The 22,115-nt window shown below is 72.2% G+C and carries 21 protein-coding genes and 2 tRNA genes; 9 read left to right on the top strand and 14 right to left on the bottom strand.

Annotated features, from left to right (window positions below):
- Positions 1-47 precede the first annotated feature (47 nt).
- Positions 48-2,048 carry a Stk1 family PASTA domain-containing Ser/Thr kinase gene (pknB, locus tag ACWDYF_RS08345; RefSeq protein ID WP_381738843.1) on the top strand — a complete coding sequence of 667 codons (2,001 nt, stop codon included), beginning with the start codon at positions 48-50 and terminating at the stop codon, positions 2,046-2,048.
- A 130-nt stretch (positions 2,049-2,178) separates the two neighbouring features.
- Here the strand turns inward: pknB and ACWDYF_RS08340 are convergent, their stop codons facing one another.
- From ACWDYF_RS08340 to ACWDYF_RS08320, 5 genes are all read right to left on the bottom strand, one after another.
- The gene (locus ACWDYF_RS08340) at positions 2,179-2,925 is read right to left on the bottom strand and encodes a class E sortase (protein ID WP_381738844.1); all 747 of its coding nucleotides are present in this window, start codon (positions 2,923-2,925) and stop codon (positions 2,179-2,181) included.
- Between the two features lie 49 nt (positions 2,926-2,974).
- The gene (locus ACWDYF_RS08335) at positions 2,975-4,096 is read right to left on the bottom strand and encodes a class E sortase (RefSeq protein WP_389462747.1); all 1,122 of its coding nucleotides are present in this window, start codon (positions 4,094-4,096) and stop codon (positions 2,975-2,977) included.
- Positions 4,093-4,731 (bottom strand): aminodeoxychorismate/anthranilate synthase component II, encoded by a 639-nt coding sequence (locus tag ACWDYF_RS08330; RefSeq protein WP_037894464.1) that lies wholly within the window; start codon positions 4,729-4,731, stop codon positions 4,093-4,095. The genes ACWDYF_RS08335 and ACWDYF_RS08330 overlap by 4 nt, the downstream gene beginning before the upstream one ends.
- Complete coding sequence (locus tag ACWDYF_RS08325) at positions 4,728-4,889, bottom strand: hypothetical protein (RefSeq protein ID WP_018569171.1); 162 nt, start codon at positions 4,887-4,889, stop codon at positions 4,728-4,730. Before ACWDYF_RS08325 ends, ACWDYF_RS08330 begins: the two co-directional genes overlap by 4 nt.
- 151 nt (positions 4,890-5,040) lie before the next feature.
- Positions 5,041-5,820, bottom strand: coding sequence for a DUF881 domain-containing protein (locus ACWDYF_RS08320; protein ID WP_037894466.1), 780 nt, complete (start codon positions 5,818-5,820; stop codon positions 5,041-5,043).
- A gap of 153 nt (positions 5,821-5,973) precedes the next feature.
- Between ACWDYF_RS08320 and crgA the strand changes: the two genes are divergently transcribed.
- A complete protein-coding gene (gene crgA / locus ACWDYF_RS08315; RefSeq protein ID WP_018569173.1) occupies positions 5,974-6,228 on the top strand; it encodes a cell division protein CrgA in 255 nt (84 codons plus the stop codon).
- Positions 6,229-6,571: 343 nt separating this feature from the next.
- On the opposite strand, the gene ACWDYF_RS08310 is transcribed toward crgA, so the two are convergent.
- Both ACWDYF_RS08310 and ACWDYF_RS08305 read right to left on the bottom strand, forming a co-directional pair.
- On the bottom strand, positions 6,572-7,468 hold the full coding sequence (locus ACWDYF_RS08310; protein ID WP_389462748.1) for a rhomboid family intramembrane serine protease: 897 nt from the start codon (positions 7,466-7,468) through the stop codon (positions 6,572-6,574).
- Between the two features lie 137 nt (positions 7,469-7,605).
- Positions 7,606-8,139 carry a peptidylprolyl isomerase gene (locus ACWDYF_RS08305; RefSeq protein WP_389462749.1) on the bottom strand — a complete coding sequence of 178 codons (534 nt, stop codon included), beginning with the start codon at positions 8,137-8,139 and terminating at the stop codon, positions 7,606-7,608.
- Positions 8,140-8,413: 274 nt separating this feature from the next.
- On the opposite strand from ACWDYF_RS08305, the gene ACWDYF_RS08300 reads away from it, so the two are divergent.
- Positions 8,414-9,118: a DUF5324 family protein gene (locus ACWDYF_RS08300; RefSeq protein WP_381738851.1), complete on the top strand. Its 705-nt coding sequence runs from the start codon at positions 8,414-8,416 to the stop codon at positions 9,116-9,118.
- A gap of 38 nt (positions 9,119-9,156) precedes the next feature.
- On the opposite strand, the gene ACWDYF_RS08295 is transcribed toward ACWDYF_RS08300, so the two are convergent.
- Positions 9,157-10,113 (bottom strand): AMP-binding protein, encoded by a 957-nt coding sequence (locus ACWDYF_RS08295; RefSeq protein WP_451584266.1) that lies wholly within the window; start codon positions 10,111-10,113, stop codon positions 9,157-9,159.
- 152 nt (positions 10,114-10,265) lie between these two features.
- Here ACWDYF_RS08295 and ACWDYF_RS08290 point away from each other — a divergent pair, with 152 nt between their 5' ends.
- Genes ACWDYF_RS08290 through ACWDYF_RS08280 form a run of 3 tightly spaced genes read left to right on the top strand, consistent with a single transcriptional unit; the run spans position 10,266 to position 12,932 of the window.
- Positions 10,266-10,904, top strand: coding sequence for an ATP-binding cassette domain-containing protein (locus ACWDYF_RS08290; protein WP_389462751.1), 639 nt, complete (start codon positions 10,266-10,268; stop codon positions 10,902-10,904).
- A 1-nt stretch (position 10,905) separates the two neighbouring features.
- On the top strand, positions 10,906-11,718 hold the full coding sequence (locus ACWDYF_RS08285; RefSeq protein WP_389462752.1) for an ABC transporter permease: 813 nt from the start codon (positions 10,906-10,908) through the stop codon (positions 11,716-11,718).
- Positions 11,715-12,932: a polyprenyl synthetase family protein gene (locus tag ACWDYF_RS08280; protein ID WP_389462753.1), complete on the top strand. Its 1,218-nt coding sequence runs from the start codon at positions 11,715-11,717 to the stop codon at positions 12,930-12,932. The genes ACWDYF_RS08285 and ACWDYF_RS08280 overlap by 4 nt, the downstream gene beginning before the upstream one ends.
- A 62-nt stretch (positions 12,933-12,994) precedes the next feature.
- Here the strand turns inward: ACWDYF_RS08280 and ACWDYF_RS08275 are convergent.
- Positions 12,995-13,067, bottom strand: a tRNA-Ala gene (locus tag ACWDYF_RS08275).
- A 182-nt stretch (positions 13,068-13,249) separates the two neighbouring features.
- Here ACWDYF_RS08275 and ACWDYF_RS08270 point away from each other — a divergent pair.
- Both ACWDYF_RS08270 and ACWDYF_RS08265 read left to right on the top strand, forming a co-directional pair.
- Complete coding sequence (locus tag ACWDYF_RS08270; protein WP_018569181.1) at positions 13,250-13,798, top strand: helix-turn-helix domain-containing protein; 549 nt, start codon at positions 13,250-13,252, stop codon at positions 13,796-13,798.
- Between the two features lie 80 nt (positions 13,799-13,878).
- On the top strand, positions 13,879-15,567 hold the full coding sequence (locus tag ACWDYF_RS08265) for a serine/threonine-protein kinase (protein WP_389462754.1): 1,689 nt from the start codon (positions 13,879-13,881) through the stop codon (positions 15,565-15,567).
- 61 nt (positions 15,568-15,628) lie between these two features.
- Here the strand turns inward: ACWDYF_RS08265 and ACWDYF_RS08260 are convergent, their stop codons facing one another.
- The gene (locus ACWDYF_RS08260; RefSeq protein ID WP_389462755.1) at positions 15,629-17,020 is read right to left on the bottom strand and encodes a hypothetical protein; all 1,392 of its coding nucleotides are present in this window, start codon (positions 17,018-17,020) and stop codon (positions 15,629-15,631) included.
- A gap of 236 nt (positions 17,021-17,256) precedes the next feature.
- The gene (locus ACWDYF_RS08255; protein ID WP_003999697.1) at positions 17,257-17,385 is read right to left on the bottom strand and encodes a DLW-39 family protein; all 129 of its coding nucleotides are present in this window, start codon (positions 17,383-17,385) and stop codon (positions 17,257-17,259) included.
- Between the two features lie 338 nt (positions 17,386-17,723).
- On the opposite strand from ACWDYF_RS08255, the gene ACWDYF_RS08250 reads away from it, so the two are divergent.
- Complete coding sequence (locus ACWDYF_RS08250) at positions 17,724-18,080, top strand: DUF6344 domain-containing protein (protein WP_037894486.1); 357 nt, start codon at positions 17,724-17,726, stop codon at positions 18,078-18,080.
- A gap of 443 nt (positions 18,081-18,523) precedes the next feature.
- Here ACWDYF_RS08250 and ACWDYF_RS08245 read toward each other — a convergent pair.
- The 3 genes from ACWDYF_RS08245 to gyrA all read right to left on the bottom strand — a co-directional run bounded on the left by ACWDYF_RS08245 (position 18,524) and on the right by gyrA (position 22,085).
- Positions 18,524-18,597, bottom strand: a tRNA-Ile gene (locus ACWDYF_RS08245).
- Positions 18,598-18,731: 134 nt separating this feature from the next.
- Positions 18,732-19,472: a DUF3566 domain-containing protein gene (locus tag ACWDYF_RS08240; protein ID WP_079158983.1), complete on the bottom strand. Its 741-nt coding sequence runs from the start codon at positions 19,470-19,472 to the stop codon at positions 18,732-18,734.
- An 18-nt stretch (positions 19,473-19,490) separates the two neighbouring features.
- The gene (gyrA, locus tag ACWDYF_RS08235) at positions 19,491-22,085 is read right to left on the bottom strand and encodes a DNA gyrase subunit A (RefSeq protein WP_381738865.1); all 2,595 of its coding nucleotides are present in this window, start codon (positions 22,083-22,085) and stop codon (positions 19,491-19,493) included.
- Between the last annotated feature and the right edge of the window lie 30 nt (positions 22,086-22,115).

The raw sequence follows: 22,115 nt of genomic DNA, 5'->3' as shown, positions 1-22,115 counted from the left end.
CACAAGCCGTGCCCGCCGGGACCGACGGAGAGGGCTGGTAGGTAGCTATGGAAGAGCCGCGTCGCCTCGGCGGCCGGTACGAGCTGGGCCATGTGCTCGGCCGTGGTGGCATGGCGGAGGTGTACCTCGCGCATGACACCCGCCTGGGCCGCACCGTGGCGGTGAAGACGCTGCGCGCCGACCTGGCGCGCGACCCTTCCTTCCAGGCCCGGTTCCGCCGGGAGGCCCAGTCGGCCGCCTCGCTCAACCATCCCGCGATCGTCGCGGTCTACGACACGGGCGAGGACTACATCGACGGGGTCTCGATCCCGTACATCGTCATGGAGTACGTCGACGGCTCCACCCTCCGTGAGCTGCTGCACAGCGGGCGCAAGCTGCTGCCCGAGCGGGCCATGGAGATGACCATCGGCATCCTCCAGGGACTGGAGTACGCCCACCGCAGCGGCATCGTGCACCGCGACATCAAGCCGGCCAACGTCATGCTGACCCGCAACGGCCAGGTCAAGGTGATGGACTTCGGCATCGCCCGCGCCATGGGCGACTCCGGCATGACCATGACGCAGACGGCCGCGGTCATCGGCACCGCCCAGTACCTCTCCCCGGAGCAGGCCAAGGGCGAGCAGGTCGACGCCCGGTCCGACCTGTACTCGACGGGCTGCCTGCTGTACGAGCTGCTCACCGTCCGGCCGCCGTTCGTCGGCGACTCCCCGGTGGCGGTGGCCTACCAGCACGTCCGCGAGGACCCCCAGCCGCCGAGCGTCTTCGACCCCGAGATCACGCCCGAGATGGACGCGATCGTGCTGCGCGCGCTGGTCAAGGACCCCGACTACCGCTATCAGTCGGCCGACGAGATGCGCGCCGACATCGAGGCGTGCCTCGACGGCCAGCCGGTCGCGGCCACCGCCGCGATGGGCGCGGTGGGCTACGGCGGCTATCCGGACGACCAGCCGACGACCGCGCTGCGCTCCGACGCCGGGGCCCCCGCCACCACGATGCTGCCGCCCATGAACCCGGACGACGGCGGCTACGGCTACGACGACCGGCCCGACCGGCGCAGCCGCCAGCCGAAGAAGTCCAACGCCTCGACGATCCTCCTGATCGTCGCCGCCGTGCTGGTCCTGATCGGCGCCATCCTGATCGGCAAGTACGTCTTCACCGGCCACGGCGCGACCAGTGACTCGATCCCCGCGCCGAACTTCGTGGGCCAGACCAAGACCGAGGCGCAGACCTCCGCGGACAACGTCAACCTGAAGCTGTCGTTCAGCGAAAAGGAGTGCGACGACCAGCCCAAGGGCCATGTCTGCTCCCAGGACCCCGCGCCCAAGGCCGACGTCAAGAAGGGCGACACGGTCAGCCTGGTCATGTCGACCGGGGCGCCGAAGGTCACGGTCCCGGACGTCACCGGCCTCACCTTCGACAAGGCCTCCGCGCAGCTGACCGACAAGGACCTCAAGGTCGAGAAGCGGGAGCAGGAGTCCGCCGACCGCCCCGAGGGCGTCGTCATCTCGCAGGACCCGGGCGGCGACAAGGAGGTCGAGAAGGGCGCGACGATCACCCTGACGGTCGCCAAGCCCGTCGCGAAGGCCACCGTCCCCCAGGTCAACGGCCAGAGCTGCGACGCCGCCAAGCAGCAGATGCAGGCCAACGGCCTCCAGGGCGACTGCGTCGAGGTCGACAACAGCGACCCCAACCAGGCCGGCAAGGTCATCAACACCGTCCCGGGCCCCGGCCAGCAGGTCGACAAGGACTCGAAGGTGACGATCCAGATCGGCAAGCAGGTCGAGCAGCAGCAGACCCAGGTGCCCTCCGTACGGGGCAAGAAGGTCTCGGAGGCCAAGCAGATCCTGAACTCGGCCGGCTTCACCAACATCCAGTTCGCGGGCAGCGGCGGCGACGACAACGCGTTCGTCATCAACCAGGACCCGCAGCCGGGCCAGCAGACCGACAACCCGGGCGGCACGCAGATCACGCTGACGACCGTCGGCGGTCAGGGCGGCGACAACGGGAACGGCGGGAACGGCGGCGACCACGGCGGCTTCTTCCCCTGACCGGCCCGGCCCGTCCGGTGAACGGAGCCCCGGTCCTCGTCCATGAGGGCCGGGGCTCCGTCGTGCCGCCCCGCGGCGAGCGCGGGGCAAGCGGGGGGAGAGAGACCGCGGGAAGGGGGAGAGACCGGGCTCAGTCCAGTTCCTTCGGCGGCGTCCGCTTGCCGTCGACCGGGTCCACGCGGACCAGCTCGCCCCAGACCACGTACCGGTAGCGGGAGGTGTACACGGGCGTGCAGGTGGTCAGCGTGATGTAGTGGCCCGGCTTCTTCACCCCGGACTCCTCCGGGACCCGGTCCAGGACGCCGACGTCGAACTTCGAGGTCTCCGGGAGGATGTCGAAGACCTTGTAGACGTACCACTTGTCGCGGGTCTCGAAGACGATCGGGTCGCCCTCGCGCATCTTGTCGATGTTGTGGAACTTCGCGCCGTGCCCGTCCCGGTGCGCGGCGAGGGTGAAGTTGCCCTTCTTGCCGGTCACCGGCAGGGTCGCGGCGACGGGGTCCGTGTAGTAGCCGGCCACGCCGTCGTTGAGGATGTCGGTGGAGGTGCCCTTCTTCACCAGCACCTCGCCGTTGTGCATGGCCGGGACGTGCAGGAAGCCGATGCCGTCCTTGGTGTCCAGGGCACCGGGACCGGGCGCGGAGTGCGCCCACTGGTCGCGGACCCTGTGGCCCTGCCGGTCGGCCTTGCGGTCCGCTATGACGTTCGTCCACCACAGGGAGTAGACGACGAACAGGCCGAGCACCAGGCCCGCCGTGATGAGGAGTTCACCGAACACGCTGACGGCGAGCGCCACCCGGCCGCCGCGCCGGCGGCGCCGGCCCGGTGCCGGACCGTCCTCTGTGTGCTCTGCCGTGTCGTCGGCGGTCGCTGCCACTGTTCCCTCTGCCCTTTACTGCCCTTCAGCTGACGAGTCAGCTGACTAGTTAGCTGACGAGCGCATCCGGCTTTCCCTTGCTGCGCGGCCGTTCCTCGACCATCCTGCCCCAGACGATCAAGCGGTATTTACTGGTGAACTCCGGGGTGCAGGTGGTGAGCGTGATGTACCGGCCGGGCTTGGTGAAGCCCGAGCCCTTGGGCACCGGGTCCAGGACGGCGGTGTTGCCGGGCGAGGTCACCGGGAGCGTCGACGTCATCTTGTAGACGTAGTACGCGTCCTGCGTCTCCACCACGATCGGGTCGCCCGGCTTGAGCCGGTTGATGTACCGGAAGGGCTCGCCGTGGGTGTTGCGGTGGGCCGCGAGCCCGAAGTTGCCCGTCTTCGCGTCCGGCATCGCCGTGTCGAAGTCGCCCTTGCCGTAGTGCCCGACCATGCCCTTGTCCAGCACCTGTGCCTTGCTGGTGCCCTCGGCGACCGGCACCACCACGTCGAGCGCGGGGATGTGCAGGAGGGCGAAGCCCTGTCCCGGCTCGAAGGTGCCCGGGTTGCGCCTGCCGCTCGCCCAGTCGTCCTGGAGGTGGTGGGCCTCGCTGCCCGCCTGCGCGTGCGCGCGGATGTTCGTCCACCACAGCTGGTAGGTGACGAACAGCAGCATCACCACACCCGTGGTGATGAACAGCTCGCCGACGATCCGGCTGACGACGACACCGGGGGACGGCCGCCGCGCCCGTGCCCGCCTGCGGGCCTCCATCCGGGTCAGCGGCGCGGACGGCCCGCCGTCCGCCGGGGACGGTCCGGCCGCGGGGCCGGTGCCCCGTCGGCGGCTGTGGCGGCTGTGACGGCTCCTGGCGGCCTTTCTGCGGGCCGCGCGCCCCTCGTGGGGCTCCTGGTCCGCCGAGGAGCCGGAAGAGGCCGTGGCGCCCGCTGAGCGCCCTCGCACCCCGGGTGCCGTCCCCGCCCCCGGACCGGCCGCCGCGGCGGGACCGGCGACCCGCAGCGCCATCGTCTCGTCGTCGGCCGGCGCCGGGCCGGGCTGCGGTCCGGCGCGGAAGCCGGGCGCCGCCGAGGCGTGCGAGTCGTACGGCGCCGCGTACGGGTCCCCGGAGGCGTACGCCTCCGTGCCGTACCGGTCGGCGCCGGACTCGCGCTCGGGGCGCAGCGCGGTCACGCCGTGGCCCTGCCCACCACCGGGGCGAGCCCCGCCGACCTCGCCACGGCACCCGTGTCGCCGCACTCCGCCAGCCAGTTGGCCAGCATCCGGTGCCCGTGCTCGGTCAGCACCGACTCGGGGTGGAACTGCACGCCCTCCACCGGCAGTTCCCGGTGGCGCAGGCCCATGATGATGCCGTCGTGCGTGCGGGCGGTGACCTCCAGCTCGGCCGGGACGGTGGCGGGCTCGGCGGCCAGCGAGTGGTAGCGGGTCGCGGTGAAGGGGGAGGGCAGCCCGGCGAAGACGCCCTTGCCGGTGTGCTCGACCGGCGAGGTCTTGCCGTGCAGCAGCTCGGGCGCCCGGTCCACCACACCGCCGTACGCCACCTGCATCGACTGCATGCCCAGGCAGACGCCGAAGACGGGGACGCCGGTGGCGGCGCAGTGCCGGACCATGTCCACGCACACCCCGGCCTGCTCGGGCGTGCCCGGCCCCGGCGAGAGCAGCACGCCGTCGAAACCGTCCTGGGCGTGCGCCGTCGACACCTCGTCGTTGCGCAGCACCTCGCACTCGGCGCCGAGCTGGTAGAGGTACTGGACCAGGTTGAAGACGAAGCTGTCGTAGTTGTCGACGACGAGAATCCGCGCGCTCACTGGTTGTCCACCGTCACATCGTTGAAGGGAAGCAGCGGCTCCGCCCAGGGGAAGACGTACTGGAACAGGACGTAGACCACGGCCAGGACCAGCACGAGTGAGATCAGGGCCTTCAGCCACGCGTTGCCCGGCAGATGCCGCCAGATCCAGCCGTACATGCCGTCCCTTCCGTCTCCCCACGGCACCCGATGCACGCCGTACCGCACCAGACTAACGGCGCGATGCCCTCGGTTTCCGGCCTTCCGGGAGCAGTTCCCCCTTCCCGGTCCGGTCCCGGTCCGGCTCCGGTCCGGGACGCGGGCGCCGTGACTAGCCGACGGGCTGCGCGTAGTGCAGGTCCACGGCCCCGGTGTAGCCGGGCAGCGTGGCCGTCCCGTCCTCGGTGACCTTCCAGCCGAGACCGTAGACGTTGACGTACACCATGTAGTTCTGGATCGCCGGGGAGTCGGCGAGCGCCTTCTTCAGCCGGTCCGGGTCGCCGACCGCCGTGATCTTGTACGGCGGTGAGTAGACGCGGCCCTGGAGGATCAGGGTGTTGCCCACGCAGCGCACCGCGCTGGTGGAGATCAGCCGCTGGTCCATCACCTTGATCCCGCGGGCGCCGCCGTTCCACAGCGCGTTGACGACGGCCTGGAGGTCCTGCTGGTGGATGACCAGGTAGTCGGGCTGCGGCTCGGGGTAGCCGGGGAGCTTGGCGGTCGCGTTCGGCGGGGCGTCGTTCAGGGTGACGCTGACGGCCTTGCCCTTGAGCGGCCGGGTGCCCGCGCTGTCCTCCAGGCCGGAGAGCTTCTCGTCCTGCGCCTTCGTGCCGCCGCCGTCGCTGCGGGCGAGGGACTCGACGTCGCCGCGCAGGGTCGCGTTGGACTCGTCCAGCTCCTTGTTCTTGCGGCTGCGCTCCTGGACCAGGTCGGACAGCTTGAGCAGCGAGGTGTCCGTGCGGATGTTGGTGCCCTTGGCCGTGTCGAAGCTGGTGAAGAAGATCAGCCCGGCGAGCGCGAACACGGCCGCCGTGAGGATCCGCACCGGCGGGAAGCGGCGGGCGCGGTCCCGGTCGGCACCCGGCCCCGGGGAGTCGGCGGAATTGCTCAACGTACCCTTATCTCCTTCGGCACCGCGGAAGCACTACGCTAACGGACGCCCCGGGGGAGCACTCGTCGTCCCCACGCAGTGCCCTTGTACGCTGCCCCGGAGCCAGTCCAGATTCCTGCGCGGCCACGCAGCGCATCGACAGGAGAGACCCTCGTGCCGAAGTCACGTATCCGCAAGAAGGCCGACTACACGCCGCCGCCCGCCAAGCAGGGCACGGTCATCAAGCTGGAGAGCCGCGGCTGGGTGGCCCCGGTGATGCTGGCCATGTTCGTCATCGGCCTGGCCTGGATCGTCGTCTTCTACGTGACCGACGGTTCGCTGCCGATCGACGCGCTGGACAACTGGAACATCGTGGTGGGCTTCGGCTTCATCGCCGCGGGGTTCGGCGTCTCCACGCAGTGGAAGTAGCGGCGGCCGCCTCCGCCGGACCCGGTGGAGGCGCGGTTCGCCGTACGGCGGACCCAGCTCTGCCCACGGGTATCCGCTGAGTTATCCACAGGCCGGACCGAATTTCCACACAACGCCTGGGGAAAAGCCGACGATCTGTGGATAACTCATCAGCCGTTGACGCCGGTACGACTGTCGCACCACTCTGCCGGTAGCTGACTGCCCCCTGCCTGACCTGCACAGAAACAGGTGAGCGACAGGGGGCACAGCTGTTCCCGCACACTGTGCACAAGGACGCGCACCCGCTGTGGACAACCGTGCGAGCAGGGCACAGCGGGCGGCGCGGAGGGCGACGGGAGCGGGCTCAGGTGAGCTGGGCGGTTCTGACCACGGTCAGCACCACCACGACCGCCAGCACCAGCGCGCAGGTCCCGTACTGCACCAGGTTCCGGTGCTCGCGCGGCGCGTGCACCATGGCGTAGCCGGTCACCACACCGGCGACGAGCCCGCCGATGTGCGCCTGCCAGGCGATGTTCAGCCCCGGGCCGAAGGTGAAGGCCAGGTTGATCGCCAGCAGCACGATGACCGGCCGCATGTCGTAGCGGAGGCGGCGCATCAGCACGGCGGTGGCGCCGAAGAGACCGAAGATCGCGCCGGAGGCGCCGACCGTGCCCTGAGTGGGATCGACCAGCAGATACGTCAGCGCGCTGCCCGCGAGGCCGGAGACGAAGTAGAGCGACAGGTAGCGGGCGCGGCCCAGGGCCGCCTCCAGCGGGCCGCCGATCCACCACAGGCTCAGCATGTTGAAGGCGATGTGCCACACCTGCTGGTGGGTGAACATCGACGTCACCAGGAGGTACCACTGACCGCCCGCGACGCCTTGGGTCGGCGTGAACGGCGCCGGCGGCCAGGCGCCGAAGAGCATCAGGTGGTTCAGGAGGGACTTGTCGGCGGAGACCGCGATGAACACCGCGACGTTGATCCCGATGAGGATCTTCGTGAACAGCCGCGGATCGGCGCTCACCGTGCCCCCGGCCACCGTGCGCGGCCGGGACGCCGCGGGCGTGTGCCCCGTACCCGACCCGCTGCGGACGCAGTCCGGGCACTGGAACCCCACGGAGGCGCTGACCATGCACTCCGGGCAGATCGGCCGCTCGCAGCGGGTGCAGCGGATGCCGGTCTCGCGGTCCGGGTGCCGGTAGCAGGTGGGCACGCCCTGGCCGCCCTGGCCGACCTGCGGGCTGCCTGGTGCCTGGTCCATCGGGTCCCCTCACGTTCGTCACGGACGGTGCACGGCTCAGTACGGCTCACCGCGGGCAACGCACCGCCCCGCTCATCCTTACGGACGAGCGGGGCGTTTGGTTCCCTCGGGGCGTGCCGCCGGGAGTGATCCCCGGCTCAGGCGTCGCGGGTCTCGATGACGACCGACTCGATGACGACGTCCTTGACGGGACGGTCGTTGCGCGGGTTGGTCTGCGTGCCCACGATGGCGTCGACGACCTTCCTGCTGGCGTCGTCGGCGACCTCACCGAAGATGGTGTGCTTGCGGGTCAGCCATGCCGTCGGGGCGACGGTGATGAAGAACTGCGAGCCGTTGGTGCCCGGACCGGCGTTGGCCATGGCCAGCAGGTAGGGGCGGTCGAAGGCGAGGTCCGGGTGGAACTCGTCCTTGAACTGGTAGCCGGGGCCACCGGTGCCGTTGCCCAGCGGGTCGCCGCCCTGGATCATGAAACCGCTGATCACCCGGTGGAAGACCGTGCCGTCGTACAGCCGGTCCGTGGTCTTCTCACCGGTGGCGGGGTGCGTCCACTCGCGCTCACCGTTGGCGAGTTCCACGAAGTTGCGGACCGTCTCGGGGGCATGGTTCGGCAGGAGCCGCACCTGGATGTCGCCGTTGTTGGTCTTCAGGGTGGCGTAGAGCTGCTCAGCCACGATCTGCCTTCCGTTGTCCTCTTGTGACTCCCCGATCCTCGCACGGCGCGCGCCCCGCGTCGCCCGGCGGCCGCTTCCGGGCCCCGATCCGCCGGAACCGGTTGCGGGATCCGGGGCGGCCCGCTCCGGTCCGGGGGGCGTGCGGCGCGCCGGTCCCGGGGGCGCGCGCATGACCCGGATGCGCGTCCTCGCATGCCTTCGGGGCCGTTCGCAGGCATGATCCGTAAAAGGGTGGAAAGTCGAATGACCGTACGCCACCGAGGAGGAGGAACCCGTGACCCGCATCGACAGCGTGCGCGCCGCGACCGGCTCGGCGAGGGACAGCGTGCTGCACGCCGCGGACGTGGTGGCGCCCTACGCCGACACGGCCAGGGACAGGGCCGCGCACTACGCGCACGAGGCACGCGTACGGCTCGCGCCGAAGGTGTCGCTCGCCGCCGACCAGGCCCGCGTCCAGTACGGCGCCTACGTCGCACCCCGGCTGGAGCAGGCGCGCACCCAGGCCATGACCCATGTCCCGCCGAAGCTGGACCAGGCCGCCCAGGAGGCCGCCGAGCGGACCCGCAGAGCCGCCCGCCAGGCCGCCGAGTACTCCAGGCCGCGGATCGAGCAGGCGAGGGCCGCCGCGGCACCGGTCGCGGACGAGGCCGCCGCGCGCGGGGCCGCCGCGCTGGCCGCGCTGCGCGGCCAGGTCCCGGCCCGGAAGATCCAGAAGCTGGCCCGCCGGCAGAGCTGCCGGGCGCGGGCCGGGCGTGTCGCGAAGGTGTTCGTGATCGCCGGTGTCGTCGCGGGCGGCGCCTTCGCCGCCTGGAAGTGGTGGGACCGGCAGGCCAACCCGGACTGGCTGGTGGAGCCGCCCGCCCCGACCGAGGTCCCCGAGACCGGCCGGCTGTCCTCGGTGGACGGCAGCGGCCGGAGCGTGCTGGACCCCGAGGTCCGCGCGAAGGAGGACGAGGAGGAGAAGGACCGCGACGAGTAGGGCTTCCCGGTCGGTGCGAACCGGACGATCCGCCCTGGTCAGGGACGGTCGGCGACGCTCCGGCCGGAGCGGGACCCGGCCGGGCGGGGCAGGGTCGTCGGACCGGAGAGAGCCGGGTGGAAACGTTCCTGGATGCAAAGGGCCGGTGTCCGCCGGTCCCGGTCCAGGATCAGACAGTGCCTGACGGCGGCCGGGCGGCCGCCGTCGTCGGCGTCCCGGCGGGCGAGGCCGCAGCCCGGCGGAACACGGGGACGGCGGGTCGGCGCGAGGGCCGCCCCCAGGGGTTCCCGGGTGTTCTCCGGGTGTTCTCCGGGAGCGCGGCCGGTCCAGGGACGGCGGCCGACCGCGCCGAGGACCCGACCGGCCGACACCGTTGTCCCGCCCGGCGGGAGCAGCAGCGACCGGCGGACGGCCACGCGTTCGCTCGCGCGCAGGCGGAGCGGGGCCCGCGCGTCCGGACCGGGCAGCCCGGACGCGCCAGGGGAGCGGCGGAGCACGCGCACCCGGAGGGGCGCGCCCAGCAGCTCCCGGAGCAGGCGCGCGGTCGTGCCGGTGCGGGCCAGGAGCAGCCGGGTCCGGGGCGCGGCGAACGCCTCCGGGGTGAGGGCCGCGGTCCCGTCGGCGGTGAACGGGCTGTGACGGCGGTGAGCGGGCGGTGACGGCGGTGAGCGGGCTGTTGCGGGCGCGAGCACGGCGCCGCACCTGAGGACCGCCGAGAGCGCCACCGCCCAGGCCCAGCCGTGGGGCGGGGCGAGTGAGACGACCGTGCCGGGGCCGGGGCCGGACCGCAGGAGCGCGTCCCGGACGCGGTCGGACTCCCGGTCGAGCGCGCGGTAGGAGAGCACCCGTTCGGACGTGACCAGCGCGGGGCGCTCGCCACCGGTTCGGACGGCGGCGAACAGCGCACTCCGGAAGGGCAGTTCGTCACAGAACGCGGCAACATGGCACTCATCCGCCTTGATGCGCAGGGCAGATGGAATCCGCCGCGCGCACACCGCCCCAACACCGCTCGCCCTCTTGCGCGTTATGCCGGGTGGCACCTGCCGTACAACGCCTCCGCCGCGCCGCCGTCACCCCGTCGCCCGCGCACCGGGAGCCGCCGTACCGGGCCCTTCGACCGCGACCGCCACCCCCAGGAAGACCACGTATGACGCCTCCCCCACCCACGCTCCGCGTCCGCGATGTGCACAAGTCCTACGGCGACCGCGGCGTCCTGCGCGGGGTCGACCTCGAACTGCCGCCGGGCCTGCTGGCCGGCGTCGTCGGCGAGAACGGCTCCGGCAAGTCCACCCTGCTGCGCATCCTCGCCGGCCGCCTCACCGCCGACCGGGGCAGCGTCGAGCACCGGGGCGGCCTGGGCTACTGCCCCCAGCACACCGTGCTCAACCCCGCCTTCACCGTCGACCAGCATCTGCGGTTCTTCCAGGTCGCCTACGACCTGCCGGACCTGAGGCGGGCCCACGAGCTGCTGGAGATCCTCCGCTTCTCCGGCCACCGCCGCCACCGGGTGACCACCCTCAGCGGCGGCACCCGGCAGAAGCTCAACCTCACCCTGGCCCTCATGCACGACCCGCCGCTGCTCCTGCTAGACGAGCCCTACCAGGGCTTCGACTGGGACACCTACGAGAGCTTCTGGGACCTCGCGGCGAGCCTGCGCGCCCGGGGCCGCTCGATCCTGGTCATCTCCCACATCGCCTTCGACACCGACCGCTTCGACCAGGTGTGGCGGCTGGACGGCGGGCGCCTGGGCCGGAGCACCGCACGCCCCGTAGCGGCGGGGAGCTGACATGCGACGCGCCTGGACCCGCTACTCCACCGCCGCCGGATACGCCGTCGTCGAACACCTGCGCAACCGCCTGGCCCTGGCGCTGGTGGTGTTCTTCATCCCCCTGTGGATCACGCTGGTCGTCCTCGTGATCACCGACGCCGACGTGCCGTTCTTCGTGCGGGCCACCCACCAGACCATCACCGTCGACGGCAACGACGCCAGCAAGCTCTCCGGCGCGCTCAACGCGGTCACGCTGATCGTCGGCTTCATGATGTTCATCGTCACCTACCGGTCCGCCGACTTCGACCACCGGCTGGCAGGCGCCGGGTACCCCCGCACCCACCTCCTCGCGGCCAAACTCACCTCGCTGGTCGCCGTGTCCGCGCTGATCTGCGCCTACGCCGTCACGGTCATCTGCTGGTACTGGACGCCCCGGCAGCCCGGGGTGCTCTGGCTCGCCGTCTTCGGAGCGGCCCTGGCCTTCGGCGGCATCGGCGTCATGCTCGGCGCGCTGCTGCGCGGCGAACTGGAAGGCATGTTCCTCATCATCATGCTCAGCATCATCGACACGGGGCTCCAGAACCCCGTCTCCAACCCGGACTCCGGCAGCGCCGTCGTCCGCTTCCTGCCCTGCTACGGCCCCATGCAGGCGAGCATCACCGCCGGTTTCCTGCACACCGTGCCCGCCATTCATCTGCTGCTGGGCCCGCTGTGGTTCCTGGGCACCGTCGCCGTCGCGGGCCTCGCCTTCCGGCTGCGCACCCACGACCGCAGACACCGCATCCCGTTCCTGCACCGCGTCCACCGCGTCGCGGACGGGGGCGCCTCATGACCGACATGACCTCCGCACCGCCGCGTACGGCCCCGGGCACGGGCGACGGACCGGCGGCCGCCGAGACCGTACGCGTCCCCGCCCCTGCCCCCGCCTCCTCTCCTGCCCCGGCCGGCGGGGCCGAGGAGCGGGCGGACGCGGCGGCCGGACTGCGCGCGCACATCGACGCCCTGTACCCGGCGCGGCCCGGGGAGGCGGAGCTACGGGAGATCTCCGCGCTGCCGGACGACTGCGCGCTGCCGCCGGAGACGGCTGTCCGGCTCGACGACGCCCTGGTGCGGCCGGTGCGCCGGCTGATCGAGCGGGGCGGCCGCCGCTGGCGGCCGCGCCTCGCCACGGCCGCGGTCGAGGCCCTGGGCGGCGACCCGGCGGGCTTCGGCCCGCTGCTGGCCGCCGCGGAGATCCTCCACACCGGTTCGCTGATCGTCGACGACGTCCAGGACGGAGCCGTACGGCGCCGGGGCGCACCGGCGGCGCACGTCGAGTTCGGCCTGGCGGCGGCCCTCAACGCGGGCACGGCCGCCTACTTCTCCCTCGACCGGGTGCTGCCGGACCTGTCCCGCGACCCGCGGACGCAGGTGGCCATGTACCGGTCGTTCATGGCGGCGCTCCGCTCGGCCCACGCGGGCCAGGGCCTGGACATCGCCGGTCACCGGGAGGCGATGAACACGGCGGCCGCGACCGGCGACGCGCGGCCCGTGCTCGAAGCGGTGCGTCTGACGCACCGCCTCAAGTCGGGGGCTCCCGTGCGCTGCCTGATGGAACTGGTCGCCCACACGTGCGGGACGGACGACGCGCTGCACCGGGCCCTCGCCCGGTACGGCGAAGCGGTCGGCACCGCCTACCAGATCACCGACGACGTCCAGGACCTCACCGGAGTGGTCCGCGACGGCGTCCCGACCAAGCTGATCGGCGAGGACCTGCGCAACGGCAAGGTCACCATGCCCCTGGCCCACGCCGTCGCCCTGCTCCCGCGCACCGAGCTGACCGCGCTGTGGCAGAGCGTACGGACCCCCGGAGCGGACCCCGGGACCGTACGGGAGGCGATCACCGCCCTCGTCTCCTCGGGCGCCCTGCGCGCGGCCCGCGAGGAGGCCGACCACCTGGTGGAACGGGCCTGGACCGCCCTGTCCCCCCACCTGCCCCCGTCCGGGGCCGCCACCCGCCTGCACACCCTCGGCCGCGCGACCGTACGCCGCAGCCGCCTCGCCTGAAGGAGGGACAAAAAAACACCCCCTCTGATCGCGTTCCCGCACATCAGAGGGGGTGGAAGAAGTGGAGCCTAGGGGAGTCGAACCCCTGACATCTGCCATGCAAAGACAGCGCTCTACCAACTGAGCTAAGGCCCCGGAAGAGAAGCATCCGTCCGGTGAAGCGCCTGCCGTCCGGGTGCCGCAGACCAGAGTACCGGGTCACCCCCCGGATCTCGCAAAAAGATGGGGGCTCCCCGCGACCGACCACTCTCCGTAAGATGCTCGGCGTGGTTCGCGACAGCGAACCGCGGTACTTGGGGAAGCGATGGGGAGACGCAATGGACGCCGCACAGCAGGAAGCGACCGCGAGAGCGCGGGAACTTCAGCGGAACTGGTACGGGGAGCCGTTGGGGGCGCTCTTCCGTAAGCTCATAGACGATCTGGGGCTCAACCAGGCGCGTCTGGCGGGGGTGCTGGGGCTGTCCGCGCCGATGCTCTCGCAGCTGATGAGCGGCCAGCGGGCGAAGATCGGCAATCCGGCGGTGGTCCAGCGGGTGCAGTTGCTCCAGGACCTGGCGGGGCAGGTGGCGGACGGCAGCGTCAGCGCGGCCGAGGCGACCGAGCGCATGGAAGAGATCAAGCGGTCGCAGGGGGGCTCGGTGCTCAGCAACACCACTCAGACGACGAGCGGTTCGGGCGCTCCCACCGTCAAGCGCGTGGTCCGCGAGATCCAGTCGCTGCTGCGCTCGGTCGCCGCGGCGGGCGACATCATCGAGGCCGCGGACAGCCTCGCCGCCACCCATCCCGAACTGGCCGAGTTCCTGCGGGTGTACGGCGCCGGCCGCACCTCCGACGCCGTGGCGCACTACCAGTCCCACCAGAACTGACCCCACCGGGAAGGGTCGTAGCGCGCGTCGCGGGGGAAGCCAAGGGGAGGTGACCCCTGGGGGAGGAGCGACGCGCAGCCATGGGTGAGGTCTTCGCCGGCCGGTACGAGCTGGCCGACCCGATCGGACGCGGTGGGGTCGGCGCGGTCTGGCGCGCCTGGGACCACCGGCGGCGCCGGTACGTGGCCGCGAAGGTCCTCCAGCAGAGCGACGCGCACTCCCTGCTGCGCTTCGTGCGGGAACAGGCGCTGCGGATCGACCATCCGCATGTGCTCGCACCGGCCAGTTGGGCCGCCGACGACGACAAGGTCCTGTTCACCATGGACCTGGTCGCCGGCGGCTCGCTGGTCCATCTGGTCGGGGACTACGGCCCGCTGCCGCCGCGGTTCGTCTGCGTCCTCCTGGACCAGTTGCTCGCGGGGCTCGCCGCGGTGCACTCGGAAGGGGTCGTGCACCGGGACATCAAGCCCGCGAACATCCTGCTGGAGGCCACCGGCACCGCGCGGCCGCGGCTGCGGCTGTCCGACTTCGGCGTCGCGATGCGGCTGGGCGAGCCCCGGCTGACCGAGACCGACCTGGTCGTGGGGACGCCCGGTTATCTCGCACCCGAGCAGCTGATGGGTGCCGACCCGGACTTCCCCGCCGACCTGTTCGCCACCGGCCTGGTCGCCCTCTATCTGCTCCAGGGCGCCCGGCCCGACGCCCGAGCGCTCGTCGAGCACTTCGCCGAGCACGGGACACCGGGCGCGCCCCAGGGCATCCCCGAGCCGCTGTGGCAGGTCGTGGCCGGTCTGCTGGAGCCGGACCCCCGGGCCAGGTTCCGCACGGCCACCGGAGCCCGCAAGGCCCTCGCCTCGGCCCTCGAACTCCTCCCGCCCCCGGGACCCGACGACGAACCCATCGAGATCTTCGACCAGCTCGGCCCCCTCCCCCCGGACTTCGGTCCGGCCGGCCCACCCCCGCGCGGGCCCGGCGCTCCCGGCCCCGGCCCCCTGCCGGACGCGGCCGCCCTCAGCGGAGGCGCTCCGCTGCCGCACGGGGCGGGACGGGGCGGTCCGCCGCCGCGTGCGGCGGAACCGAGCGGTTCACTGCCGCGCGGTGCGGGGGCGAGCGGTTCACCGCCGGACGCGACCGGCTCGGGCGTACCGCTGCCGCCCGCGGCCGAGCCGGGGCGGCCGGTGCCGCGCCCGGCCCCGCCCGTCGGCTCTGCGCCGCCCGGATCGAGCGCGCCCGGATCCGGACCGGCCGTCTCCCCGACGACCGGTCCCGCGGTGCAGGACGGCGCCCAGGCGCCCGGTCACGATCCGAGCGGGCCACTGCCCCCGCCGCTGCCCCCTGGGTACGGCCCGCAGCACCTGCGTCCGCCTAGCGAAGTCGCCCGCGGCGGCTTCCCCCCGCCCGACCCCGCCACCCTCCCCGTACGCCCCGGCGCCGCCCCCTCGGCTCCCCTCCCTTCCCCTCCCTCCGCTCCCTCGGCGCGGAGGGAGGGCGCGGCCGTGCCGGACACCGGCGGCTTCCCCCTGGCACCGCCCCACCGCTCCGGCCCTCCGGGAACTCCCGCCGCCCGGTCCTCCACGGCCGACGACACCTCCACAGCGCCGTACACCGTCGCGACCCCGCAGGAGCCGCCCCGAAGGTCACGGGAGTTCTCCCGACACCGCGCCGCCCGCGCCCGGCGCCCCGGTCCGCCCACCGCCGTGGCGATCACCCTGCTCCTGCTCGCGCTGGCCTGCTACGCCGTCGGCCTCTGGGCGCTGTTCAGGCTGTGAGGGCCGTGGGGACCACGGGAGCCATGGGACCCATGGGAGCCGTGGGGCCAGCCCACTCGGGTTACGCCCCGCTCCCCGCCCCGGTCCCCGTCCCGGCCGCCGCCGCCCGCCGGGCGGTCAGGGTCCACACCCCGAGGACGGCGAGCAGCGCGGTCCCCGTGCCGAGTCCGGCCGCGGCGAGCACCCGCAGCCCCGTGGAACCGGCCGCCGCACCCGGGTCGCCGGGGCCACCGGGGACCCGGCCCCCGGCCGCCGCCTCCCGGTCGCGGGCCGTGACCTCGAACAGCCCCGCGGGCTCGGAGCGGCCCGCGTACCCCGGCCCCGGTCCCGCGGCGCCGCTCACCCGCACCCGCAGGGTCAGGTCGTAGGGCCCGTCCCCGAACACACCGGCCGTCTGCGCGGCGAGATGCACGACCAGGTAGTACGAGCCGGCGAACCGCATCCCCTTGGCCGGGTCGGTGAAACCGTGGCGGTTGGCGTAGGCGACGGGCGGCAGGGGGGCCAGCACGGCGGACGCCGGATGCCCGCTGTAACCGGCGTACGCCTCCTCCACCGAGCCGCGCACCGGGTTGTACAGCGACAGCGTCAGCGCCCCGTCGGCGTATCCGCTGCCGCCGCCCGCACCGCCCAGCCCGGCCGTGGCGTCCAGCCGCTGCCCCCAGTCCACCGGCACCCGGTAGAAGAGCGTCCCGCCGGGCCGGATCCGGTCCCGCCAGACGCCCTGCCCGACCGGGGCGGCCCGCTCGAACCCGGCGCCGCCCGCCCGGTCCGTCACCGGGCCGGTGACGGGCTCGGGGGAGGCGGAGTCCACGGCCCGCGGGGTGTCCGTCGCCCCGGCCGCCCGCTCCGGAGCGGGCTCGGCCGCCGCGGTCAGCTCCAGGGGCCAGGGGTCCGGTGCGGAACCCTCGGCGGAGATGCGCTCGACGAGCACGTAGTACGCACCGGCGCCCTGGCACAGCGCCTGCCCGGAGGAGACCTCCCGAGCGCCCCACGCGGCGATGGGATGCGGGCTGCGGCTCGTGCCGAAGCGGGCGGTCTGGTAGGAGCAGGAGGTGCCGTGGGCGTCCCGCACGGTGACCCGGAGCCCGTCCGTGGCGGCGACCGCGCCGCCGGGTGCGGGAACGGCCGTGGCGGAGACATAGGCGGTGGTCGCGGCGTCGAGGTCGAGGCGGTAGTAGAGCCGGCCGCCGCCGGGCAGGGCGCTGCGGTAGGTGCGGCCGGGTTCGAGGCGGGGCGCGCCGCCCGGGGACGCCGCTCCGGCGACGGACCGGGCACCGGCGGCGAAGGCGTACGGGTCCGGTGTCCCGGCGGCGAGCGCCCCCGGTGCCGCCACGGCGGCCACCAGGCCCAGCACCGCGGCCGCGACCGCCACCACCAGGCGCTCCCTCGGACGCGTCGGTCTCGTCCCGGCACCGCCCGCGCGGGGCCCCCGTCCCGTCGTGGGCCGTCTCATCCCCGCGCCACCCCTCGCGTTCGCCGCCGCCGCTTCGGACGTCGGCCATCCTGCCCCGGGCGGGGTTGCGCCATCCGCGTATCGCGTACGGGCGTCCGAAACATCCGGGTCCAACGGCGGGAGCCACCCCACGGCTACCTCACGCGGTCCGGGTCCGCAACACGGGAGCGGCTCCGGACACACAAAACCCCGACCGCTGCGGCGGCCGGGGTCTGTTCAGGACCGGTGGTCGGTGCTCACGAACCCGTGGGCACGGAGTCAGTCGCCTCCGTCCACAGATCCTGCTCGGCGCGATCCGCCTGGATCTGGCGGTACACGAGGAGCCCGCCGATGGCGGCCAGTGCGACCAGGAGAAGCTTCTTCACCGCGCGACCTCGTCTTTCGTTGACGTAGGGGACCTCTGGCGCCCGACTATACACACCGGCCGATACCGATCGGTGACCTGCGTCCGCCCTCAACTGTCAGGTAGCGGAACGCAGTAGACGGCCGTCGAAACGTTCCGATCGGAGGGTGATCACACCCGCACGGACGGTGACATTTGCCCACCCTCCTCCCATCTCCGGAGCTTTTCGCCGCTCATGCGTCCATCCGAGTGGTGTTCATCCGAAGATCCCCGCGCCACGGGCGTCGGTCCACCACTTCGCGTCGCTCATACACATGATGAGCAAAGTACGCAAATCGCCCAACCCGAAAGTGAGGGGCCATGGACCAGCACAGGGTCATGAAGCTGTGGACCGCCATCGTCACCGCCTTCCTCGCGCTCTGCACGGCGCTCGGACTCGTCACCACGACCGCCACCGCGGCCACGGTCGCGCCGCAGCCCGAGACGGCGCCCAAGAGCACCACGGCGAGGGTGCCGGCCCAGACGACGGCGAGCAGGCCCAGAGCCCACGCCCGGTCCCTGCCCCCCACGATGAAACAGCGGATCCGCGCCGAGGCGCACGGAAAGTCCCCGAGTTGCCGCCACCGCCCGCTCGCGGACGCGCAGTCGCTCGCCACCGACCCGGAATGCGAACCCGACGAACCTCCGGCCCGCCCCAGCATCCCGCTCCAGCGCTGACAGAACCGCCCGGCACCGCCGGAGCCCTCCTCAGCACCCATTGACGTAACGGCGAAGCGCGTACGGCCTCCCCGAAACGCACCACCGCACCACCGCACCACCCAGTCAGCCCGAAGACCCGGTCGGCCCGCCGACCGGGTCCTCCCCATGCCCGCACACCCCTGAGAACCCCGCCGAACATGCCGAACATGCCGAGCACGGCGCGAGTACAGCGATCACGCCGAGCACCACGAGTACCTGCACCCCGCCGTCCCGCCGTCCGTCAGCCCGCGCCGCCGGGCCAGGCCCCCGCCGACCGCCCGCCGCACGGCGCGGTCCCGCTCCGCCTCCCACGGCAGCACGGCAGCACGGCAGCACGGCAGCACGGCACCGTCCGCCCCCACACACACGAAGAGAGCGGGCGCCCCGCCCGGGGCACCCGCTCTCTTCGTTCACTGCTGCTGTGGGGCTAACAGGATTTGAACCTGTGGCCTCATCCTTATCAGGGATGCGCTCTAACCAACTGAGCTATAGCCCCGCCGCGCTCTGCGGTGTATGTCCCGCGCGCTGACCCCTGAAGATTAGCGCACGACGGGGGCAGTCCCAAAATCGGTGGGGGGACGGGCTCCGGAGGCCGTCGGAGGGCCGCCGGAGACCGCTACGGACGACGCCTCACTCGTCCTCGGCCAGCGTCAGCTCGATGCCGCCGACGAAGCCCGCCGAGAGGTTGTAGATGAAGGCGCCGAGGGTCGCCAGCGCCGTCGCCAGGACGACGTCGATGACCGCGATGATCGCCGCGAACATCAGGACGTGCGGGAGGGACAGGAAGGACTGGAGGTCGAAGCCGTTCGACTCGGTGGAGCCGGTCGCCTCCGAGATGGTCCCGCCGACCGTCGAGAAGACGCCCATCGCGTTCATGACCATCCACAGCACGGCGGAGGCCACGACGGTGCAGATGCCCAGCGCGATGGAGAGCAGGAAGCTGACCTTCATCACCGACCACGGGTCGGCCTTGGCCACCCGCAGCCGCGCCTTGCGGGTGCGCGGGGTGGTCCTGGCGCCGGTGCGCGGCCTGCGCACGGTGCCGGACCGGTCCGCGCCGGCCGCCGGGTAGGCCTGGGGCGGGTGGTACGGGCCGCCGTGCTGCTGCGGCTGCCGCTCCCCGGGCAGCGGGGAGGCCGCAGCGTGCTGCTGGGCCGCCCCGGGCTGGCCCTGCGTCTGCGGGCCTCTGGTGTCCGTCACCGTTCCCCCCTGGGATCCGTGCGTGGGAGAGTGCGAGTCGGTCGCGGGCGACTTGATCGCGTTCAGGTTGGTGGTGTGCGAGTCCGTCGCACGCGCGGCGGAGCCACGGCCGCCGCCCGATTCCGTACCAGTGGAGGTACCGGACGATCCGGCGCCCGTGGCTCCGCTCACGATGACTCACTCCTCGTGCTACTCGGCCGAGGGCGCCTCACCCTCGTCCGTGCCGGTGGTCGCGGCACCCTCGACGGCCTCGTCCACGGCCACGTCGCCGTCGACTTCCTCCGCCTCGCGTCCCGCCTCGGCGTTACGTGCGATACCGACGACGGCATCGCGCTTGCCCAGGTTGATCAGTTGGACGCCCATGGTGTCACGGCCCGTCTCCCTGACCTCGCTGACTCGCGTGCGAATCACTCCGCCCGAGAGTGTGATGGCGAGGATCTCGTCGCTCTCCTCGACCACCAGCGCGCCCACGAGCGAACCGCGGTCCTCCACGATCTTGGCGGCCTTGATGCCGAGGCCGCCGCGGCCCTGGACGCGGTACTCGTCGACCCGGGTCCGCTTGGCGTACCCACCGTCGGTGGCAGTGAACACGAACGTACCGGCTCGCACCACATTCATCGACAGCAGTTCGTCGCTCTCGCGGAAGCTCATGCCCTTCACACCCGAGGTGGCACGGCCCATGGGCCGCAGGGTGTCGTCCGAGGCGGTGAACCTGATCGACTGCGCCTTCCTGCTGATCAGCAGCAGGTCGTCGTCGGCCGAGACCAGCTCGGCGCCGATCAGCTCGTCGTCGGCGCCGTCCTGGCCCTCGCGCAGGTTGATCGCGATGACGCCGCCCGAGCGAGGCGAATCGTAATCCTTCAGAGGCGTCTTCTTGACCAGTCCGGCCTTGGTGGCGAGCACCAGGTAGGGGGCCGCCTCGTAGTCGCGGATCGCCAGGATCTCGGCGATGGCCTCGTCCGGCTGGAAGGCCAGCAGGTTCGCCACGTGCTGGCCGCGCGCGTCCCGCCCGGCGTCCGGCAGCTCGTACGCCTTCGCCCGGTACACCCGGCCCTTGTTCGTGAAGAACAGCAGCCAGTGGTGCGTGGTGGAGACGAAGAAGTGGTCGACGATGTCGTCTTCCTTGAGCTTCGCGCCGCGCACGCCCTTGCCGCCGCGCTTCTGGGCGCGGTAGTCGTCGGTCTTGGTCCGCTTGATGTAGCCGCCACGGGTGACCGTGACGACGATGTCCTCCTCGGCGATCAGGTCCTCGATGGACATGTCGCCCTCGTACGGGATGAGCTTGGTCTTGCGGTCGTCGCCGTACTTCTCGACGATCGCGGCCAGCTCCTCGCTGACGATGCCGCGCTGGCGGACCGGGGAGGCCAGGATCGCGTTGTACTCGGTGATCTTCGCCTGGAGCTCGTCGTGCTCCTGGACGATCTTCTGGCGCTCCAGGGCGGCCAGCCGGCGCAGCTGCATCTCCAGGATGGCGTTGGCCTGGATCTCGTCGATCTCCAGCAGGCCCATCAGGCCCTCGCGCGCCACGTCCACGGTCGCGCTGCGCCGGATGAGGGCGATGACCTCGTCGATGGCGTCCAGGGCCTTCAGCAGGCCGCGCAGGATGTGCGCGCGCTCCTCGGCCTTGCGCAGCCGGAAGCGGGTCCTGCGGACGATGACCTCGATCTGGTGCGTCACCCAGTGGCGGATGAACGCGTCCAGCGAGAGGGTGCGCGGCACGCCGTCGACCAGGGCCAGCATGTTGGCGCCGAAGTTGGTCTGGAGGTCGGTGTGCTTGTAGAGGTTGTTCAGGACGACCTTGGCGACCGCGTCCCGCTTGAGGACGATGACCAGGCGCTGGCCCGTGCGCGAGCTGGTCTCGTCGCGGACGTCCGCGATGCCGCCGATCTTGCCGTCCTTCACCAGGTCGGCGATCTTCTGCGCGAGGTTGTCCGGGTTGGTCTGGTACGGCAGCTCGGTGACGACCAGGCACTGCCGGTTCTGGATCTCCTCGACCTCGACGACCGCGCGCATGGTGATGGAGCCGCGCCCGGTGCGGTACGCCTCCTCGATGCCCTTGCGGCCGACGACCAGCGCGCCGGTCGGGAAGTCGGGGCCCTTGATGCGCTCGATGAGCGCGTCGAGCAGCTCCTCGTGCGAGGCGTCCGGGTTCTCCAGGCACCACTGGGCACCGGCGGCGACCTCGCGCAGGTTGTGCGGCGGGATGTTGGTCGCCATGCCGACCGCGATGCCGGCCGAGCCGTTGATCAGCAGGTTCGGGAAGCGGGCGGGCAGGACGGTCGGCTCCTGGGAGCGGCCGTCGTAGTTGTCCGTGAAGTCGACGGTCTCCTCGTCGATGTCGCGGACCATCTCCATCGACAGCGGCGCCATCTTGCACTCGGTGTAGCGCATGGCCGCCGCCGGGTCGTTGCCCGGCGAGCCGAAGTTGCCGTTGGAGTCCACCAGCGGCATCCGCATCGCCCACGGCTGCGCCAGGCGGACCAGCGCGTCGTAGATCGAGGAGTCGCCGTGCGGGTGGTAGTTGCCCATGACGTCGCCGACGACGCGGGCGCACTTGTAGAAGCCGCGCTCGGGGCGGTAGCCGCCGTCGTACATGGCGTACAGCACGCGCCGGTGGACGGGCTTGAGACCGTCCCGGACGTCGGGCAGCGCACGCGAGACGATGACGGACATCGCGTAGTCGAGGTACGAGCGCTGCATCTCCGTCTCGAGCCCGACGGGCTCGATGCGCATGGCGAGTTCGCCGCCCTCTTCAGGGGTGACTGGAGTGTTCTCGTCGGCCATTGCTGGTGAGGATCCTTCCTGGTGCGGTCA

This window comes from Streptomyces sp. NPDC003284 (genome assembly GCF_053589675.1).
This window is presented reverse-complemented; position numbering and strand designations above follow the sequence as displayed.

Bases quoted from the DNA above. Each gene is read 5' to 3' on its own strand.
- pknB (WP_381738843.1), top strand. From the start codon at position 48: ATGGAAGAGCCGCGTCGCCTCGGCGGCCGGTACGAGCTGGGCCATGTG.
- ACWDYF_RS08325 (WP_018569171.1), bottom strand. From the start codon at position 4,889: ATGTACGGCTGGATCTGGCGGCATCTGCCGGGCAACGCGTGGCTGAAG.
- ACWDYF_RS08310 (WP_389462748.1), bottom strand. From the start codon at position 7,468: ATGGACCAGGCACCAGGCAGCCCGCAGGTCGGCCAGGGCGGCCAGGGC.
- ACWDYF_RS08290 (WP_389462751.1), top strand. From the start codon at position 10,266: ATGACGCCTCCCCCACCCACGCTCCGCGTCCGCGATGTGCACAAGTCC.
- ACWDYF_RS08285 (WP_389462752.1), top strand. From the start codon at position 10,906: ATGCGACGCGCCTGGACCCGCTACTCCACCGCCGCCGGATACGCCGTC.
- ACWDYF_RS08280 (WP_389462753.1), top strand. From the start codon at position 11,715: ATGACCGACATGACCTCCGCACCGCCGCGTACGGCCCCGGGCACGGGC.
- ACWDYF_RS08270 (WP_018569181.1), top strand. From the start codon at position 13,250: ATGGACGCCGCACAGCAGGAAGCGACCGCGAGAGCGCGGGAACTTCAG.
- ACWDYF_RS08265 (WP_389462754.1), top strand. From the start codon at position 13,879: ATGGGTGAGGTCTTCGCCGGCCGGTACGAGCTGGCCGACCCGATCGGA.
- ACWDYF_RS08260 (WP_389462755.1), bottom strand. From the start codon at position 17,020: ATGAGACGGCCCACGACGGGACGGGGGCCCCGCGCGGGCGGTGCCGGG.
- ACWDYF_RS08250 (WP_037894486.1), top strand. From the start codon at position 17,724: ATGGACCAGCACAGGGTCATGAAGCTGTGGACCGCCATCGTCACCGCC.
- gyrA (WP_381738865.1), bottom strand. From the start codon at position 22,085: ATGGCCGACGAGAACACTCCAGTCACCCCTGAAGAGGGCGGCGAACTC.